The 17,086-nt window shown below is 56.7% G+C and carries 17 protein-coding genes and 2 tRNA genes; 7 read left to right on the top strand and 12 right to left on the bottom strand.

The genetic code is table 11. The features are described from left to right. Positions 1-295: 295 nt before the first annotated feature. Positions 296-370: transfer RNA gene (locus QZ298_RS01090), tRNA-Pro, on the bottom strand. Between the two features lie 46 nt (positions 371-416). Next, positions 417-491, bottom strand: a tRNA-Pro gene (locus QZ298_RS01095). A 164-nt stretch (positions 492-655) separates the two neighbouring features. Here QZ298_RS01095 and QZ298_RS01100 point away from each other — a divergent pair. Then, on the top strand, positions 656-892 hold the full coding sequence (locus tag QZ298_RS01100; RefSeq protein ID WP_296004802.1) for a hypothetical protein: 237 nt from the start codon (positions 656-658) through the stop codon (positions 890-892). Positions 893-975: 83 nt separating this feature from the next. Here QZ298_RS01100 and QZ298_RS01105 read toward each other — a convergent pair whose 3' ends face one another. After that, positions 976-2,049, bottom strand: coding sequence for a TIGR04133 family radical SAM/SPASM protein (locus tag QZ298_RS01105; RefSeq protein WP_296004804.1), 1,074 nt, complete (start codon positions 2,047-2,049; stop codon positions 976-978). 2 nt (positions 2,050-2,051) lie between these two features. Then, the gene (locus tag QZ298_RS01110) at positions 2,052-2,327 is read right to left on the bottom strand and encodes a hypothetical protein (protein WP_296004806.1); all 276 of its coding nucleotides are present in this window, start codon (positions 2,325-2,327) and stop codon (positions 2,052-2,054) included. Positions 2,328-2,466: 139 nt separating this feature from the next. On the opposite strand from QZ298_RS01110, the gene QZ298_RS01115 reads away from it, so the two are divergent. From QZ298_RS01115 to QZ298_RS01125, 3 genes are all read left to right on the top strand, one after another. Then, positions 2,467-2,667 (top strand): cold-shock protein, encoded by a 201-nt coding sequence (locus QZ298_RS01115; protein ID WP_296004807.1) that lies wholly within the window; start codon positions 2,467-2,469, stop codon positions 2,665-2,667. A 120-nt stretch (positions 2,668-2,787) separates the two neighbouring features. Further along, positions 2,788-4,023, top strand: a complete 1,236-nt coding sequence (locus QZ298_RS01120) for a 6-phosphofructokinase (RefSeq protein WP_296004809.1) — start codon at positions 2,788-2,790, stop codon at positions 4,021-4,023. A gap of 175 nt (positions 4,024-4,198) precedes the next feature. Further along, positions 4,199-5,065 (top strand): hypothetical protein, encoded by an 867-nt coding sequence (locus QZ298_RS01125; RefSeq protein WP_296004810.1) that lies wholly within the window; start codon positions 4,199-4,201, stop codon positions 5,063-5,065. 75 nt (positions 5,066-5,140) lie between these two features. On the opposite strand, the gene QZ298_RS01130 is transcribed toward QZ298_RS01125, so the two are convergent. Next, on the bottom strand, positions 5,141-5,647 hold the full coding sequence (locus tag QZ298_RS01130; protein WP_296004812.1) for an SLOG family protein: 507 nt from the start codon (positions 5,645-5,647) through the stop codon (positions 5,141-5,143). Positions 5,648-5,716: 69 nt separating this feature from the next. On the opposite strand from QZ298_RS01130, the gene QZ298_RS01135 reads away from it, so the two are divergent. Both QZ298_RS01135 and QZ298_RS01140 read left to right on the top strand, forming a co-directional pair. After that, on the top strand, positions 5,717-5,923 hold the full coding sequence (locus tag QZ298_RS01135) for a YtxH domain-containing protein (protein ID WP_296004813.1): 207 nt from the start codon (positions 5,717-5,719) through the stop codon (positions 5,921-5,923). Positions 5,924-5,947: 24 nt separating this feature from the next. Beyond that, the gene (locus QZ298_RS01140) at positions 5,948-6,295 is read left to right on the top strand and encodes a hypothetical protein (protein WP_296004814.1); all 348 of its coding nucleotides are present in this window, start codon (positions 5,948-5,950) and stop codon (positions 6,293-6,295) included. A gap of 57 nt (positions 6,296-6,352) precedes the next feature. Here the strand turns inward: QZ298_RS01140 and QZ298_RS01145 are convergent, their stop codons facing one another. Then, positions 6,353-6,904 (bottom strand): NADH peroxidase, encoded by a 552-nt coding sequence (locus tag QZ298_RS01145; protein WP_296004815.1) that lies wholly within the window; start codon positions 6,902-6,904, stop codon positions 6,353-6,355. Positions 6,905-7,017: 113 nt separating this feature from the next. After that, positions 7,018-7,959 (bottom strand): DUF5106 domain-containing protein, encoded by a 942-nt coding sequence (locus tag QZ298_RS01150; protein WP_296004817.1) that lies wholly within the window; start codon positions 7,957-7,959, stop codon positions 7,018-7,020. A 199-nt stretch (positions 7,960-8,158) separates the two neighbouring features. Here QZ298_RS01150 and QZ298_RS01155 point away from each other — a divergent pair, with 199 nt between their 5' ends. Beyond that, complete coding sequence (locus QZ298_RS01155) at positions 8,159-9,484, top strand: MATE family efflux transporter (RefSeq protein ID WP_296004818.1); 1,326 nt, start codon at positions 8,159-8,161, stop codon at positions 9,482-9,484. Between the two features lie 163 nt (positions 9,485-9,647). Here QZ298_RS01155 and QZ298_RS01160 read toward each other — a convergent pair whose 3' ends face one another. From QZ298_RS01160 to QZ298_RS01180, 5 genes are all read right to left on the bottom strand, one after another. After that, on the bottom strand, positions 9,648-11,291 hold the full coding sequence (locus tag QZ298_RS01160; RefSeq protein WP_296004820.1) for a glycoside hydrolase 43 family protein: 1,644 nt from the start codon (positions 11,289-11,291) through the stop codon (positions 9,648-9,650). A gap of 20 nt (positions 11,292-11,311) precedes the next feature. Beyond that, a complete protein-coding gene (locus tag QZ298_RS01165; RefSeq protein WP_296004822.1) occupies positions 11,312-12,298 on the bottom strand; it encodes a pectinesterase family protein in 987 nt (328 codons plus the stop codon). A gap of 281 nt (positions 12,299-12,579) precedes the next feature. Then, on the bottom strand, positions 12,580-14,070 hold the full coding sequence (locus tag QZ298_RS01170) for a UxaA family hydrolase (RefSeq protein ID WP_296004824.1): 1,491 nt from the start codon (positions 14,068-14,070) through the stop codon (positions 12,580-12,582). A gap of 78 nt (positions 14,071-14,148) precedes the next feature. Further along, a complete protein-coding gene (locus tag QZ298_RS01175; protein WP_296004826.1) occupies positions 14,149-15,606 on the bottom strand; it encodes a tagaturonate reductase in 1,458 nt (485 codons plus the stop codon). Positions 15,607-15,638: 32 nt separating this feature from the next. Then, a complete protein-coding gene (locus QZ298_RS01180; protein ID WP_296004829.1) occupies positions 15,639-17,084 on the bottom strand; it encodes an MFS transporter in 1,446 nt (481 codons plus the stop codon). Positions 17,085-17,086: the final 2 nt, after the last annotated feature.

A 17,086-nucleotide genomic window follows, 5' to 3' on the forward strand; every position in this document is an offset into this window, starting at 1 on the left:
TTGCATTGCAAACTATCGACTACCTACTCTCTAATGATATGGGGTTTTTGCAGTGGAGTTCATCCGGGGAAAATATGTATTTCGATTTAATTGATAATCAATATATTTTTCAAAAAGAATTTGACGAAAAATATGGCAAAGATACTCGGCTTGCCATCGAAATAATGCACAGATCGACTAAAAAAGCGCAAAGTAAAGCTGCAAAAAACAATAACCTTTGAGGCGAACGCATAGCCCCCACGCTATGCAATAAAAAACTCTGCTTGAAAGCAGAGTTTTTCATGATTGTCTTTTGTCGGGGAGACTGGATTCGAACCAGCGACTCCCTGCTCCCAAAGCAGGTGCGCTAACCGGACTGCGCTACACCCCGTTCCGATACGAAAAACAGACCGCCGACTGGCAGTCTGTTCATTTTGTCGGGGAGACTGGATTCGAACCAGCGACCTCCAACTCCCGAAGCTGGCGCGCTAACCGGACTGCGCTACACCCCGAACAAAGCCCCTACCATCATAAGAGCGCACAAAGATACATCTAAAATCCGAAAACGCAAAAAATTCTGCAAAAAAATACGATCTTGCGGCAGTCGGAAAAACCGAACGGACGGTCGGCCGCACCTTGGTATGCTTCTTGCCAAGGCCCCGAAAAAAAACGATCCATGCAACCCTACATCGAGCTTACCAGTCTCTCGTCGAAACGATGGTTGATCCGCATCGAAGACATCGTACTCGTCGAAGAACGCACGCGCTTTACCGACGAAGAACTGCGCCGCTTGCCCATGCTGCGCCGGCTCACGAGCTGCTGCACGCTCACGATCAGGGGGATCGATGAAACATTTTGGGTCAAAGAGACGTATTCGAGTATAAAACGTCATCTTACCGCTCAACCCGAATGACACAAGACGGATGACCTCGCACACAACAAAAAAGCCGATCCTTGTAAGGATCGGCTTTTTTATTCGAGATACAATTCTGCGTCCTACAAGCGCTTGTAATGACAATAAAGCAGATCGCCGTTGTCGTTGCGGAGGTGCATGCCGCCGCCGAGACAATAACGGAACATCCGGCAGTCGCTGCACGCCCCGCGGCGCGCCCACTCCCGATTGCGGAACGGCTCGAAACGATTCTGCCACACGTCCCAGAATTTATCTTGGTAAATATTCCCTTGGTGGAAATTGGCCCGGATCGAAGTGCAGCCCGAAATCGCCCCATCAACCCGGATCGAAGCGACCGACACCCCGGCAGCACACTGGTAGAACTGGTCGCGCACCTCCGCCTCGTACCCCCCGAGAAACCCCTCGCAGGCATAGCTTACGTCGATGCGGCCCTCCTGCCGCGTACGTCGAATAAACTCCAGCAACTCACGGAACTGCGCATCGGTCAATCGCAATGACGCATCGTCCTTGGCCCGGCCCATCGGAAAGATCGAAAAAAGTCGCCACGACCGCACGCCCTCGGCGATCAACATATCGCGGAACTCCTCCAACTGCGGCACCAACGCCCCTGTGGCGCAAGTAACCACGTCGTAAGCCAGTCCGGGTTCGCGGACGATCAACCGAAGGGCGTCGAGCGCCTTGGAATAACTCAACGGATGGCACCGGAGGTAATTATGTTCGCGTTCGAAACCGTCGAGACTTACCGAAATGGTTCGCAAACCGGCATCGATCAACCCCTGCAAACGCCGCTCGGTCAACGCCATGCCGTTGGTAACCATGCCCCACGGATACCCCCGGCGCGAAACTTCGCGCCCGGCATGCTCCAGATCGTCGCGCAAGAGCACTTCGCCACCCGAGAAAATGACCAGCACCGACGCAGGGTCGACATGCGGCGTGATCTCCTGGTCGAGCACCCGGAGGAAATCGTCGACCGGCATGTCCCCGACACCCGGATCGACACGACAATCGCTCCCGCAATGACGGCATGCGAGGTTGCACCGCAACGTACACTCCCAAAAGAGCGTATCGAGACGATGCTCGGCGACCGTCGAACGATAAAGGTCGGAAAAAATATTGAGAGCCAAGTGCTTGCGGAGGCCCAACCGACGCGGAGACATGGCTATTCGTCCGAATGCTCCGACTGCGGCGCACGCTTCAAAGAAACATCGAGCGAATCGACGGGACGCTCGGCCACGGGATCGACACCCGGCTGCCGACGCTGCGGAGGACGCACGCCGTACATTACCACGATCCGATGGCGCACCGTATCCGCCTCTACCCCGTCCGGAGTCTGCTCCTGCGTCGGAGCGCTCTGCGCCGGCGTGCTGCGCACCGAAGAACATGCGGCCGAAAAACCCAGCAAGGAAGCCAAAAGCAACTTCAAATTTCTGTTCATACGCCTATCGATAACCTGTTTGGTAGGGACAAATATAAAAAAAATCCCGCAAAGTCGAAAAAATACGCCGATAAGTTTTGAAAACCAACGTTTTTTGCGTTACTTTGCTGCGAATAACAAACTCTTTAATCACTTTTTTATGAAAGGTCAAGTAAAATGGTTCGATAGCAAGAAAGGCTACGGATTCATTACCGGGGAGAACGGCAAGGAGATTTTCGTTCACTTCTCGGGCATCTTAACGGATGGTTTCAAGTCGCTCAACGAAGGCCAGCACGTCGAGTTCGAGGTCGGCACCGGTGCCAAAGGCGAACAGGCCGTGAACGTTACGGTAGTTGAGTAAACCATAATTACCGCATTTCCGTCTGGGAAGTTTCGCAAAGGAAACTTCCCATTTTTTGTTGATTTCGAAAATAAATCGTATTTTTAACCTTCGAAAAACAAATTTCATTCCACAAATATCATGAAAGAAGCTATTGCTATTCTGACCGGCGGCGGCCCCGCTCCCGGCATGAACACCGTGGTAGGCAGCGTCGCCAAGACATTCCTGCACAACGGTTATCGCGTGATCGGCCTGCACGAAGGCTATACAGGACTCTTCATTCCCCAGCCCCGCACCGTAGACATCGACTACCGCATGGCCGACAGCATCTTCAACCAGGGCGGGTCGTTCTTGCAGATGAGCCGCTTCAAACCCAAGGACTCGGACTTCGAGAACAACTTCAACCTCCAGTTCTTTACCGACAACAACATCAAGCTCTTGGTAACGGTGGGCGGCGACGACACCGCATCGACGGCCAACCGCATCGCCAAGTTCCTGGAGAGCAAGAAATACCCCATCGCCAACATCCACGTGCCGAAGACCATCGACAACGACCTGCCCCTGCCCAAGGGCACGCCGACGTTCGGCTACGAATCGGCCAAGGACAAAGGTGCCGTGATCGCCCGCGCCGTCTATGTGGACGCCCGCACGAGCGGCAACTGGTTCGTTCTGGCAGCCATGGGCCGCAGCGCCGGCCACTTGGCGTTCGGCATCGGCGAAGCCTGCCACTACCCGATGATCGTCATCCCCGAGATGTTCAACAAGACGGAAATCACGGTCGAGAAGATCGTAAACATGGTCATCTCGTCGATCATCAAACGCAAGATCATGGGCATGGACTACGGCGCCGCCGTGATCTCGGAAGGCGTATTCCATGCGCTCAGCGACGAAGAAATCCGCAAGAGCGGCATCCACTTTACCTACGACGAACACGGCCACCCGGAACTGGGCAAGGTATCGAAGGCGCACATCTTCAACGAAATGATCGAAAAACGCGTCAAGGAACTGGGCCTCAAAGTCAAGAGCCGCCCCGTGGAACTGGGCTACGAAATCCGCTGCCAGACTCCGATCGCCTACGACCTGACCTACTGCTCGGAACTGGGTATCGGCGTGCACAAACTCTTTACCGAGGGCAAAACGGGCTGCATGGTTTACGTAGACTCCGAAGGCAACGTGTCGCCGCTCTATCTGAAAGATCTGCAAGACCCCGAAACGGGCAAGATTCCGCCCCGTCTGGTGGACATCCACTCCGACAAGTTCTCGTCGGTGGTCGAAAACATCCTGAACGCCATCACTCCGGCCGACTACGAAGCGGCCAAACAGTATGTACCCAATCCGGAAGAATTCGACTTCCACAAGATTCTGAACTGGAAATAGAACATCGTTCCGGCTTCTGCTTACCGGTTTCCCGCAATGGGAAACCGGTATTTTTTTTAAGAACAATGCCTGCACGGAGCGAATTTTGTCTGAACGGAGAATTTTTTTTCGCAAGAATGCGTATGCGGAGCGGGTATTTTGTAAATTTGCAACACAGAAACAAACCGAACGAACAATGGAAGAGAACGAAAAGAAAGTTTTCGAACCGGTATCCGATATGCCGGAGCAAGAACACGAAGAACCGGACTGCGACGCAACGACGGACGAAGAAGTGCTGAAAGGAGCGCGGCGCAACATGCTTTTAGGCCTGCTGTGGTGCGTGGGCGGCCTGGCATTCACATTCTTGTCCTACTACCTGACCGAAGCGGGCGGACGCTACGTAATAGCGACGGGCGCCATCGTATGGGGAGCCATACAAGCGCTCAACGGCCTGACGGCCTATGTACGGATCATGCGGGCACGCGGCGAAAATGCAGCTTGCAAGAAAGCGATCGTAACGGCCGTATGTACGGCGCTGGCAATTGCCGGAGCAGGCTACCAATCGTGGCGCATGGTGCAGGCCGAAGATACGCCGCTGATCGACCACGAACAACCGTACGACTGCCCGGAACTGGGCATACGGTTCACGGTGCCGACCGGATTTACAGCCATAACGACCGAACACACCGAAGAAACCGACTCGACGTATGCAGTATACCGGATCAGGACATTCAGCCCTTCATGTGAAATTTACATAAACGGAGTGTCCGGTTTAGGGGAATCGGTCGGGGAAGACTTTGACTCAGTAGACGATATTGCCGGATTTTTAAACGCCCGGGCAGAAAGATTTTTCCCCGACGGACAATGGATCGAAAACAAAATCGAAGAGATCAATGGCATCCGATTTCTGAAGCATGTCGGACACTTCGAACCTAATTCCACAACAACCACATATCACACGTGGCATAACGGATTGCTTTTATCGTTCAATTTCGAAACAAGCAATAAAGGAGGAGCCTCGAAAGAAACCGAAGCATTTTTGCAAACGCTGGAAACCTATTGATCGGCAAGCATGGCCGGCCATCGGGCGGAACCTCGCGAAGGGGTTCCGCTTTTTATATCAATAGGGCCGCCTTTATTAAAACAAGGTCGGGGCGGGCAGCGGGAAAGCAGGCCCCGCGGAACAAAGGTTGTCGATGCGGCGCCCGAGCCGCAAGGCCCGACGCACGGTATAATGCGTACCGCCGGGCGATCCGTCGAACCAAGCGATCAGAGACCCGGCATGGTCGACGAGAAAATCGTTGCGCACCGCATAGACACCCCGATGATAGCCGGCCGAGAGAACGACCGTCTCGTCGGCCGCGGCCACGATCCGCTCGAACCGGGCCTTGTCGACCGGAGAAAAACGCGTCTGCTGCCCCTCGAAAGGGACGACAGCGACCAGACGCGTCCCGGGCAGCATCGCCCGACACGCCAACACGGCCTCGGCGGCAGCCATGTCGAACCCCACGGCCATGCCGCTGAAGAACATGCGCGCACCCCGGGAATGGCACGCGGCGACGATCTGCCGCAATGCCCCGTCGGCCCGGCCGTCGTAGGTACGGTGGCCTGTGAAAGCTACCGAAGTGAAAAGATTGTCCGTCATACCGCAAAGATAGCTCTTTTGGCCCGGACTTTGCAAAACGGAGACAATGAATCTTAAAAATCAACAACCATGAAAAACACAGGTATCATCATCACTTCGCTGCTGGGCGGCCTGATCGTCGGCTCGGCCCTTACCATGCTTTTTACCCCGCAGTCCGGCCCCGAAACGCGCAAGCAAATCAAGGATTTCATCAACGACGAAATCGACAAGATGAAAAACCAGGTCGACAAGGTGCACGAGCAGATCGAGGAAGCACGCTGCAAGTGCGAACACTAAACCGATCGTGCATCCGAACGCCGTATGTCGACGAACAACAAAAACGCTTCGGGCGGGCACTTCGCCATCTGGCTGCTGCTCTTCTGCATGGCGGCCATGATCGCTGTGGTGCTGCTCATCACGGCTCTGGTCGTCTGGCTGGCGGAACTTCTGGACTCGCTGATCTGGTCGACGCTCGCGGTAGGCGGTCTGTTCCTGGCTGCGACCGCCGGCATCTACTTCCTGACGCTCAGAGGAACGATCCAACAGATCCGCGACCGGCTCGATACGGTCTACGATGTAGCCCGGCTGCTCAAACAAGGCTACGACTGGGTCGTCCACAAACTGGACTTCTTCATCCGCCTGCGCAACGAGCTGCGCCGCACCGAATAAAAAAAGAACGGTTCCGAAATTTTCGGAACCGTTCTTCTATTGAAAACGGCAGGTCTGCTACTTGAAGTAACGCTTGTAGAGACCCTCGAAACCCTTGCCGTGACGGGCCTCGTCCTTGGCCATCTCATGCACGGTGTCATGCACGGCGTCGAGGTTCTGCTCTTTGGCCAGACGGGCCAGACGCATCTTGTCCTCGCAGGCGCCGCACTCGGCGTTCATACGCTTGTAGAGGTTGGTCTTGGTATCCCATACCACCTCGCCGATCAACTCGGCGAACTTCGAAGCGTGCTCGGCCTCCTCCCAAGCATAACGCTTGTAAGCCTCGGCGATCTCGGGATAACCCTCGCGGTCGGCCTGCCGGCTCATGGCCAGATACATGCCCACCTCGGTGCACTCGCCCATGAAGTGGTTCTGCAAGCCCTCCCACAACTCGGCGCTGGCACCCTTGCCGTCGCCGATCTTATGAACGGTAACGAAATCCAAATCGCCGTCCTGCTCCTGGACTTCGACGAATTTCTCCTTGCCAACCTTGCACATGGGGCACTGCTCGGGTGCCTCGGGGCCTTCGTGGATATAACCACAGACGCTGCAACGCCATTTCTTTGCCATAATCGTAAAATGTTTGGTGTGTAATAGTTTGTTTTCCGATACAAAAATAATGAATCGAAGCGAATAAACGCCAAGACGGTCATCGTCTTTTTTTATAGGCCGATAAGCAACGCTTATAAACCGTTCGCGGACTGCTCGTGCCAGGCGATCGCCTGCTCGATGAGCGAGACATCGGTCGCATCCTTGACCAACACCCGCTTGCTGCGGTCGAAAAGGTAGAGCGCAGGAATGGCCGAAAGGTTGTAAGCCGAAGTCTCGCGCACGACGCAACCCTTGTCATAGGCATTGATCCATGTGGCGGGGATATGCTCGCGGTAGTTCATCCACTCGCCGAGGTCTTCGTCGGGATAGAACGCCAGCACCTTCAACCGCCCAGCCCCGATCAACCGTGTGAGCATGGGCGAAGCGCAGATTTCATCGCGGATCTGGCGACACATGGGGCACCCGGGGTTGTTGATGAACAACAAGACGTAATCGGCCTTGAGACGATAGAGCGAACCGGAAGCTCCGGAAGCCAGCGTATACCGGAAATCGTTGGCCGGCTGCCCCAGACGGTTCTGCATGGCGGTGCGCAACTCGTAATCGGGGCCGATGCGCTCGTACTCGTCGTAGAACGGCGCGGCCAGCTGCGCCTGGAGCACGGGAATGTAAAACTCGTCGTTGCGCAACGCCGAATTGGGATCAGCGAGCACCTGCGAAGCGAGCCAGACGAAGTAATCCAACATGGGACGCGAAACGGCGGCCCGCGCCATGAGCGCCTGGATGGGCGCCGGATCGGTCGGACGATCGGAAATCACGGTAATGAACTGCGCGTAGAGGTCCAACATCCGCGCACTGTCGGCCTGGCTGACGAAAAGCGTGTCGCCGAAATCGAAGCGATCCCAAAAATGCTCGCGCAAGAAATCGCGTTTCTCATCCAACGAAAGCGCCACGGGCGGAACGGGCGGCAAAAATACATGCTGCGGCACAGAAACCGGAGTCCGGGGCTGCGCCGAGCGACGCCCGCACGAAACGAACGCAGACAAAGCGAAAACGAAACAAAGCAAACGGAACATGACTACCGAATTTTGAGGTAAAGATAGAGCGAAAAAACAGCAATTCAAAATACGCGCTGCACTTTCCGCGTTTTCGAGCCATACGCGGCCGGTGCGTTTTTATTTCTCGCTCATAATTTCTATTTTTGGCTTCATCTCGCTCGGCAAAATGCAAGCGGGCTTGCTTTTACCCTCGCTTATTCCTATTTTTGCGCTCGCAATGAACATGAACCGTGAAATAATGCGCATAGCGCTGCCCAACATCGTGTCGAACATTACCGTACCGCTGATGGGCATCGTCTCAACCGCCATAGCGGGGCATTGGGGCGCAGACTCGGCGGCGACGATCGGCGCACTGGCCATCGGAGTCTCGATCTTCAACTTCATCTACTGGAACTGCTCGTTCGTACGCATGGGCACGAGCGGCCTGACGGCCCAAGCCTACGGTGCGGGCGACCTCCACGAATGCTCCAACATGCTGGCCCGGGCGCTGACCGTGGCGGCGCTGATGGGCGTTCTGATGGTGGCGCTGCAATGGCCCGTGGGTGAACTGGCGCTCTGGGCCATGAACGGCGGAGCGATGACACGCGACTATTTCTACGCCCGCATCTGGGCCGTGCCGGCGGGCATCATGCTTTTCGGATTCAACGGCTGGTTCACGGGCATGCAGAACGCCGTGATTCCGATGTTCACGGCATTGGCAGTCAACATCATACATATTCTATGCAGTCTCTGGTTCGCCTTCGGCATGGACATGGGCATCGTAGGCATAGCCTACGCCTCGGTGCTGGCCCAATGGTGCGGCGTGGGGCTGTCGGCGGCCCTGCTGGTGTGGAAATACGGCCGCATGCTGACGAAAATCGAATGGTCGGAGGTGCTGGACATCCGCCCGCTGAAAACTTTCTTCCTGATCAACCGCGACATCATGTTGCGCACGCTCTGCATCGTAGCGGTCTATACGTTCTTCACGGGCGCCTCGGCCCGCATGGACGACCCGGCGCTGCTGGCCGTAAACACGCTGCTGCTGCAACTTTTCACGCTCTTCTCTTACATGAACGACGGATTCGCCTATGCGGCCGAAGCACTGACGGGCCGCTTCATCGGCGCCCGCGATCCGCAATCGCTCAAGCAATGTCTGCGCCGCTGCATCTTCTGGGGCACGATGGTGTCGGTCGTCTTCGTGGGCATCTATCTCGGAGGCTGGCGCGAACTGGTGGGCCTTTTCGTCGACCGTTCAACACCCGACGCCCCGACGATCATCGCCCTGGCGGGACGCTACATCGGCTGGATCATCGTCATACCGATCGCCAGCGCCATGCCGTTCATCATGGACGGCATCATGGTAGGCGCCACCGAAACGCGCGTGATGCGCAACTCGATGTTCCTGGCCACGGCCGCCTATTTCGCTATCTACTACGCCGGCTATCCGCTCATCGGCAACAACGCGCTGTGGATGGCGTTCATGCTCTACATGTTCCTGCGCGGCATATTACAATATTTCATGACAGGCCGACTGCGCATGATCGAAAACAAAGCAACCGAATAAAACCAGAACGGCCGGAATCGCCCCGGCCGCCCAAGGAAAAACAAAATTCCCCGCCTCCTTTCGGAAGCGGGGATAATTTTTCTACATCTGCCTTACAGCCGGGCTGCAAGGCGGTCTGCGGCGCCCTGGTGCAGAAAACAAGCACAGCGCACCGCCCGATCGGCTATTTTGTCGTCCGGAACCAATCGATATCGATCCATCCGGCATCGTTCTTACGCATCTGGGCATCAGCAAAATAACCGACCTTGGCACCGATCCAATGACCGGCCTCGGCGGTAAATGCCTCGCCCAGCTCGCGGAAACGCTTGCCGTCGGTACTGAACGAGAATTTACACATCAAGCGCGGCGTACCGTCGGCATTCCACTTCTGCTCGAAGCGGCAGCGGAACCACACGTCGACCGGATCGCCCGATGCGGCGAACTCCTGCGAGGCGTCGACCGTCTCGGGCGCGCCCTTCTTCATAGCCCGCTTGCACGCGGTGCGCTCGACGACGAGCTTGCCGCCGGCATAGCGCAAACCGATCGTAGCATAGTCGTGCCCCATGACGATCAAACCGGCCCGGTCGCCCTCGTAGGAGGGGTGGAAGCGAAGTTTGGTCGTCGCCGTATAAGTCGGCGCATTGATCTTCTGCAACAACAAGTTGCCGTTGTCCGAAAGGTTGCGCCACCCCTCGGGCCGGTTGTGACAATAGAGCCGCAGCTCGCTGTCGGAGGGATTGGGGAAATACCAACCGAACTGGGGGTTGGCATGCCACTGCCACTGCAAACCCAACGTACGGCCGTCGAACTCGTCGTTGTCGGCCGGAGTCTTGATGGCGCTCTTGACGTGCGAAGCCGGCTTCTTATAGGTGTCGACCGGCTCGCCGATGCCGTCGCCGTTGCGGTCGACGCCGATGATGCACCAGTCGTCATCGCTCCAGGTTACGGGCTGCAAATGCACCACCCGTCCGTAGGCATACATGTCGACGAAGTGGACGAACCACGAATTGCCCTCGACGTCGTCGACCCAACCGCCCTGGTGCGGACCGGGGGTCTTGGTATTGCCCTGATGCAACACCACACGGCACTCGTAAGGCCCCCACGGCGACTTGGAACGCAAGACGATCTGCCACCCGGGCTTGACGCCGCCGGCGGGCGCGAAGACATAGTACCAACCATTGCGCTTGTAGAACTTCGGCCCCTCGACCGTAGGATGGTCGCCGTGGCCGTCGAAGATCATGACGTCCTCGCCGATGAGACGCTCGCCGTCGGGCGTCATCTCGCTGACGCTCAACACGCTCTTAAGCCCGGCGCACGAACCGGCCCAACCGTGGACGAGGTAGGCCTTGCCGTCGTCATCCCACAAGGGGCAAGTGTCGATCACACCCTCGACCTTCTTGACGAGGTGCGGCTCCGTCCACTCGCCGCGCGGATCCTGCGCTTTGGTCATGTAGACGCCGACATAGGGGTTGCCCCAATAAATATAATACCAACCGTCATGGAAGCGGATGGCGGGCGCCCAGACCCCCTCGCCGTGACGGGGCTTGTCGAAATGGTCGTAGGGCGGCTGCGCGGCAAAGACGGTATTGACGATCTCCCAATTTACCAAGTCGGTCGAATGGAGAATCTGCAACCCGGGGACGCAATTGAACGAGGAAGCGGTCATCCAAAAATCGTCGCCCGTGCGGATGACGTCGGGATCGGAATAATCGGCATAGAGCACGGGATTCTTATACTTCCCGTTGCCGAGATCGGGCGTCCAGACCGTTTGTGCGGAAACGCCGAGGGCAGCGAAGAAAAAGCTGCAAAGAAGCAATGTTTTTTTCATAGATAAGGTCGGTTAAAAGATTAAAAATAACCCGTCCAGTCGTCGTGGAACTGCTCGGAACCGGTCTTTTTGGCAAAAATATGGGCAGGAATATAATCGGCGGCCTCCTCATCGGAAAGCTCGTGCGACCAAGCGACACGGCCGCTGCGGTCGGCACCGGGGCCATAGCAACGCCACTCGGCATAGAACGACGTACGCTCGCGGGCGGGATCGCGCCAGTTGTGCCACCCCTCGGGCCGGATGGCGGCGGGGAGTTCGCACCGGAGCCACACGGTACGGGCAGTAGATTTCCACGGACGTCCGAGGTAGACCTTGGTCACGCCGTCGGCCGCCGTGACGCGGCAATTGCGGAAGACATAACCGTACTTGTTGCGCTCGGTGGTCGAAGCAGCCGTGATGTAACTATCTGCCTTGCAATGGATCGTACAATTGTCGAACAAGACGATCGAAGGGCCGAAGATGAAATCGGTAGTACCCTCGATGAAACAATTCTCGACATGGACACGCGAAACGTAACCCTTGGTAAAGAACGTATCCTGGTCGCCGATCAAGCGACAATTCTTAATCCGGATGCGGTCGCCGCGGGTTTCGAGCGCCACAGCCTGCCCTACCCTGCCGGCATCGTTCTCTACGGTCAGATTCAACAACCGCACGTCGTCGGCCTGGATCGACATGGTATAACTATCGTAGGTAGTCATTTCGTAGCCGTCGACAACCTTGCCCGAGAAATCGGCCCAGACGATGCGCACCTGATCGGGCGTCTCTCCGGCGCCGGCGATCGTTACCTTGTCCTTGTAGACGTCGAGAGTGACTTTCTCACGGTAGACGCCGGGCATGACCGTTACCTCGCGCCACTGCTCGGGCTTCGAAGGCAAAGCATCGAGACAAGCCTGGATCGTAGTGAAGTCGCCGCCGCCGTTGCAGTCGACAACGTAGAGACTCTTTTCGCCCTGCGGTCTACAACCGCAACAGATGCACAAGAAAAACAATAAAAACTTACTTTTCATCTTTTGCTTTCTTCTGACTGACCACATCGCTCCGAGATACGATGACTATTTGCAAATCATACAATCTTCTTTTCCACCTTTTGATGGCAAAAGGTGGAGCCAAAACCACCCGACGACTGTCTCCGCCTGCTACGGAGCGGACTGGACGCTGGCTTCGGGCGCCCGACGCGAATTTGCGAGCAAATTGTCCCCTCCGACGGACGCTTTCAGCCCCTCCCTCGCTTACGGCTCCGGCATCGTTCGAGACTGAAATTCTCAATTTTTCAACTTTTCATTTTCAATTACAACGTTACTCCCGTCTTGAAGATGGCGATCTCCTTGAAACCGGTCTTCTCGTGGAGCAGGTGCTCGCCGTCGGCCGTAGCAAGAATCTTGGCGATGAAGCGCTCCAACACGGCCTGCGGCTCCTCGTCCTCGACCAAAGACCCGGCGTTGAAATCGATCCAGTTGGACTTGAACTTCGAAAGCTGTGTGTTGGTCGAAATCTTCATCGTGGGCACGAACGACCCGAACGGCGTACCGCGCCCGGTGGTGAACAACACGAGCTGGCACCCCGACAAAGCGAGCGCCGAAGCGGCCACGAGGTCGTTGCCGGGCGCCTGCAAGAGGTTGAGCCCCTGCTTGCAGATCGGCTGGGTATACTTCAAGACATCGACGACCTGCTGGGCACCGCCCTTCTGGACGCACCCCAACGATTTCTCTTCCAAAGTAGTAATGCCGCCCTTCTTGTTGCCGGGCGAAGGGTTCTCGTAGATGGGCTGGTCGTACTTGCGGAAATAACCCTTGAAATCGTTGATAAGACAAACGGTCTGGTCGAAAATCTGCCGGTTCTCGGCGCGATCCATCAAGATGGTCTCAGCGCCGAACATCTCGGGCACCTCGGTCAACACGGTAGTGCCGCCCTGGGCAATGAGCCAATCGGAGAAAAGGCCCACCAACGGATTAGCCGTGATGCCGGAAAAACCGTCGGAACCGCCGCACTTGAGACCTACACGGAGGTAAGAGAGCGGCAGCGGCTGACGCTTGTCGGCACGGGTCTTCTCGACCAACTCGCGGCAGATTTCGAAGCCGGCAGCGACCTCGTCCTCGACCTCCTGGGCGATGAGGAACTTGACGCGCTCGTCGTCCCACTCGCCGATGGCCTCCTTGAGGGCCGAAACCTGGTTGTTCTCGCACCCGAGGCCCAGAACAAGAACGGCACCGGCATTGGGATGCTTCACGAGAGCGGCGAGGGCGCTGCGGGTGTTGGCATGGTCGTCGCCCAGCTGCGAACAACCGTAGTTGTGGGTATAGACCCGCACGTCGTCGAGGTGCGAACAATCGCACTCGGCCTTGACGCGCTCGGCGATGGCCTGGGCCTGGCCGTTGACGCACCCGACCGAAGGCACGATCCACAACTCGTTGCGGATGCCCATCGTGTCGTTCTTGCGGAGGTAACCCATGATCTTGACGTCGCGCTTGGGGTAGTCGACGTCGTAGACCTTGGGGGCGTAGGAATACTCCAAGTCGTCGCGGAGATTGGTTTTGAGGTTGTGGGAATGGATCCAAGCACCGGCGGCCACGGATTCAGTGGCATGGCCGATGGGATAACCGTACTTGACGACATTCTCGCCCTCGGCGATGTCGCGCAACGCGAACTTGTGGCCGCGGGCGACGGGTTCGCGCAAGGTAATGCGCACGCCGTCGATGTCGAACGATTCGCCGGCCTTCAGATCGTCGGCGAGGGCCACGGCGACGTTGTCCGCGGCATTGATTTTCAGAAAGCGTTTCATGGCTCTACTATTCACGGAAAAAGGGGCGGGAGCGCTCTCCTCGCGAAGTCGCACTCCTGCCCCGGATGAACGATCGGTCTACTTGCCGAGGAACTTGTCCAGCGCCTTGGCCATGCCCAGGTCGCGGATGTCGGCCAGGTAGGCGGCGACGGCGGGGATGAAGCCCGGCACCTCGGAGAAATCGACGGTAAAGATGCCGCTCTCGCGCACGATCTTCGCCACGGTGCCCTCCAAGTCGGCGGGATTCCAATTCTTGCGGATGTACTCCACGAACTCCTGCGTATCGTCGGGCTGGAAACCGCTTTCGGGGCCGTAGAGAGAGATCAGCGCGGCGAACGTGAAGCATTCGTGCTCGGCGATGCGATGCGCCTTGAACCAATTGTCCTTGACGGTCGGATAATTGCGTGCCTCCCATTTCGACAGCGAGTTGAGCGAAATGGACTTCAACATGTGCTTGATGTAGGGATTGTAGAAACGCTCCAGAATGCTGGCGGCGAACTGCTTCAACTCCTCCTGATCCTCCTCGATCATGGGAATGACCTCCTGGGCGACCATGTCGTTGACGAACTTCTCGATGGCGGGCGTATTGAACGCATCCATGACGGTCTCGCAACCCATCTGCAAGGCGATGGGCACCATGCCGGTATGCGAACCGTTGAGAATGCGCACCTTCTTGTCGCGGAACTGCTTGATCGACGGCATGAAGATGACATGCAGGCCGGCCTTGTCGAGGGGCAGTTCTTTCATGACCTCCTTATAACCGGGGCCGCCGATGGCCCACAAGTGGTACAACTCGGCCTTGACGACGAGGTTGTCGTCGTAACCGATCTCCTCCTTGATCTCGTTGATCGTATCGCGGGGGAAGCCCGGCACGATGCGGTCGACGAGCGTATCGCAGAAGTGGCAGTTCTTCTCGACCCAGTCGATGAAGTCCTGGCCGAGCTTGTTGTACTCGGCGTGCTTGATGACGTACTCGTGGAGCGTGGAACCGTTGTTCTCGATCAACTCGCAGCAGATGATGCAAAGGCCCTTGGTAGGATCGCCGTTGAAGTGCTTGAAACGCTTGTAGAGCAGTGCCGTCATCTTAGCGGGATAGGACTTGGGCGGGCAGGCGGTCAAGTCGTCGCCCTCCTCGTAACGGATGCCTGCCTCGGTCGTGTTGGAGATGGTAATCTTCAACTCGGGCGAGAGGAAATACTGCTCGTACTTGGCATAGTCGACGTAGGGATTGAACGAATCCATGACGCTTTTGACCAGACGCACGTCTTTCTTGGGCTGCTTGTTCTCGATACCCTCCAGATAGACATGGTAGAGGTTGTCCTGCTTGTGGAGCATGTCGATCATGCCCAACACCTTGTGCTCGGGGTCGAGGATGGGCTGGCAGATGGCCACGCCTGCATTCATGACGCCCTTCTCGTTGGCGATGTCGATCTGCCAATCGACGAACGCACGCAAGAAATTACCCTCGCCGAACTGGAGGATCTTCACGGGACGCTCCGTCTTGGCGACGGTCGACTTATTTAATTCTTTGATCATAACCAATATTTCGTTTTACGATTTTAACAAGATTATTTGAGTTCGATCGGCTTATACTTCGGCACAAGCGCCTTCATGATGCTCCAAGCCAAGAGGTAGGCCACGGCGCAGATGCAGAAGACGATCATGTAACCGGCGGGCTTGCCGGAGAAACCGAAGAACGAGAAGTCGGCACCCTGGGCAGCCGAGTAATCGAAGAGCATGCCGGCGCCCTTGTTGATGAGGAACGAACCGACGCCGCCGGCCATAGCGCCGATGCCGGTAATCGTGGCGATGGTCGACTTGGGGAACATGTCGCCGATGGTCGAGAAGAGGTTGGCCGACCAAGCCTGGTGACCGGCGCCGGCGATACCGATGATCAATGCGGGGAACCAGACGGAGAAACCCTGCAAAGGCTGCGCGAAAAGCGCGAAGAGGGGGAAGAACGCAAAGATCAACATGGCGAGCATGCGGCCCGAATAAGGCTCCATGCGCTTCTGCTCGACGAAGAACTTAGGCAGATAACCGCCGCCGATGGAAATGACGGTAACGATGAGGTAGAGCACGAAGACGAGCATCTTACCCATGGTAGTCTCCATCGAATAACCGCACTCGGAGAAATAAGCCGGCGCCCAAAAGAGATAGAACCACCACACCCCATCGGTAAAGAACTTGCCGACGATGAACGACCAAGTCTGCTTGTAACCGAAGCACTTGATGAACGGAATGGTCTTCTCCTCGGCGGCCGATTTCGTCTCGGCGGGCTGCTCCTTCTCGTCCTGCAACATATAATCGAGTTCGGCCTGGTTGACGAACTTGGACTCGCTCGGCTTATCGTACATGAAAACCCAGAAGAACATCCAGACGAAGCCCAACACACCGATGATAATGAAAGCCATCTCCCAACCCCAGGCCGAAGCCAACACGGGGATGGTCAGCGGAGCGATCAACGCACCGACAGAAGCACCGGCATTGAACAACGAAGTGGCGAACGCACGGTCTTTCTTGGGGAAGTATTCTGCGGTAACCTTAATGGCGGCAGGGAAGTTGCCGGCCTCGCCGAGGGCGAGAATGGCGCGGCAGGCGAGAAAAAGCCATACGCTGACCGTAGCGATCGCGAGCGCCGCGTTGGAACCTGCCTCCACGGCGGTCATCACAGCCAAGGAATCGTAACCCTCGATGTGCATCGTGGCCCACCCGCAACCTGCGTGCATGCAGGCACCGAGCGACCAGACGCCGATGGCCCACAGATAACCTTTCTTGGTGCCCATCCAATCGACGAACTTACCGGCGAAGAAGCAAGCCACGGCATAGAAAATCGAGAAGAAACCGGTAATCGTACCGTAATCGGAATCGGTCCAGTGGAACTCGGGGGCGATGAAGTCTTTCCAAGTGAGCGAAAGCACCTGGCGGTCGAGATAATTGACCGTCGTGGCGACGAACAACAGCAGGCACATCCACCAACGCCAGTTCGTCATCTTATTTTTAATATCAGTCATTT

The sequence above is a fragment of the uncultured Alistipes sp. genome (assembly GCF_910580175.1).
GTDB lineage: Bacteria > Bacteroidota > Bacteroidia > Bacteroidales > Rikenellaceae > Alistipes.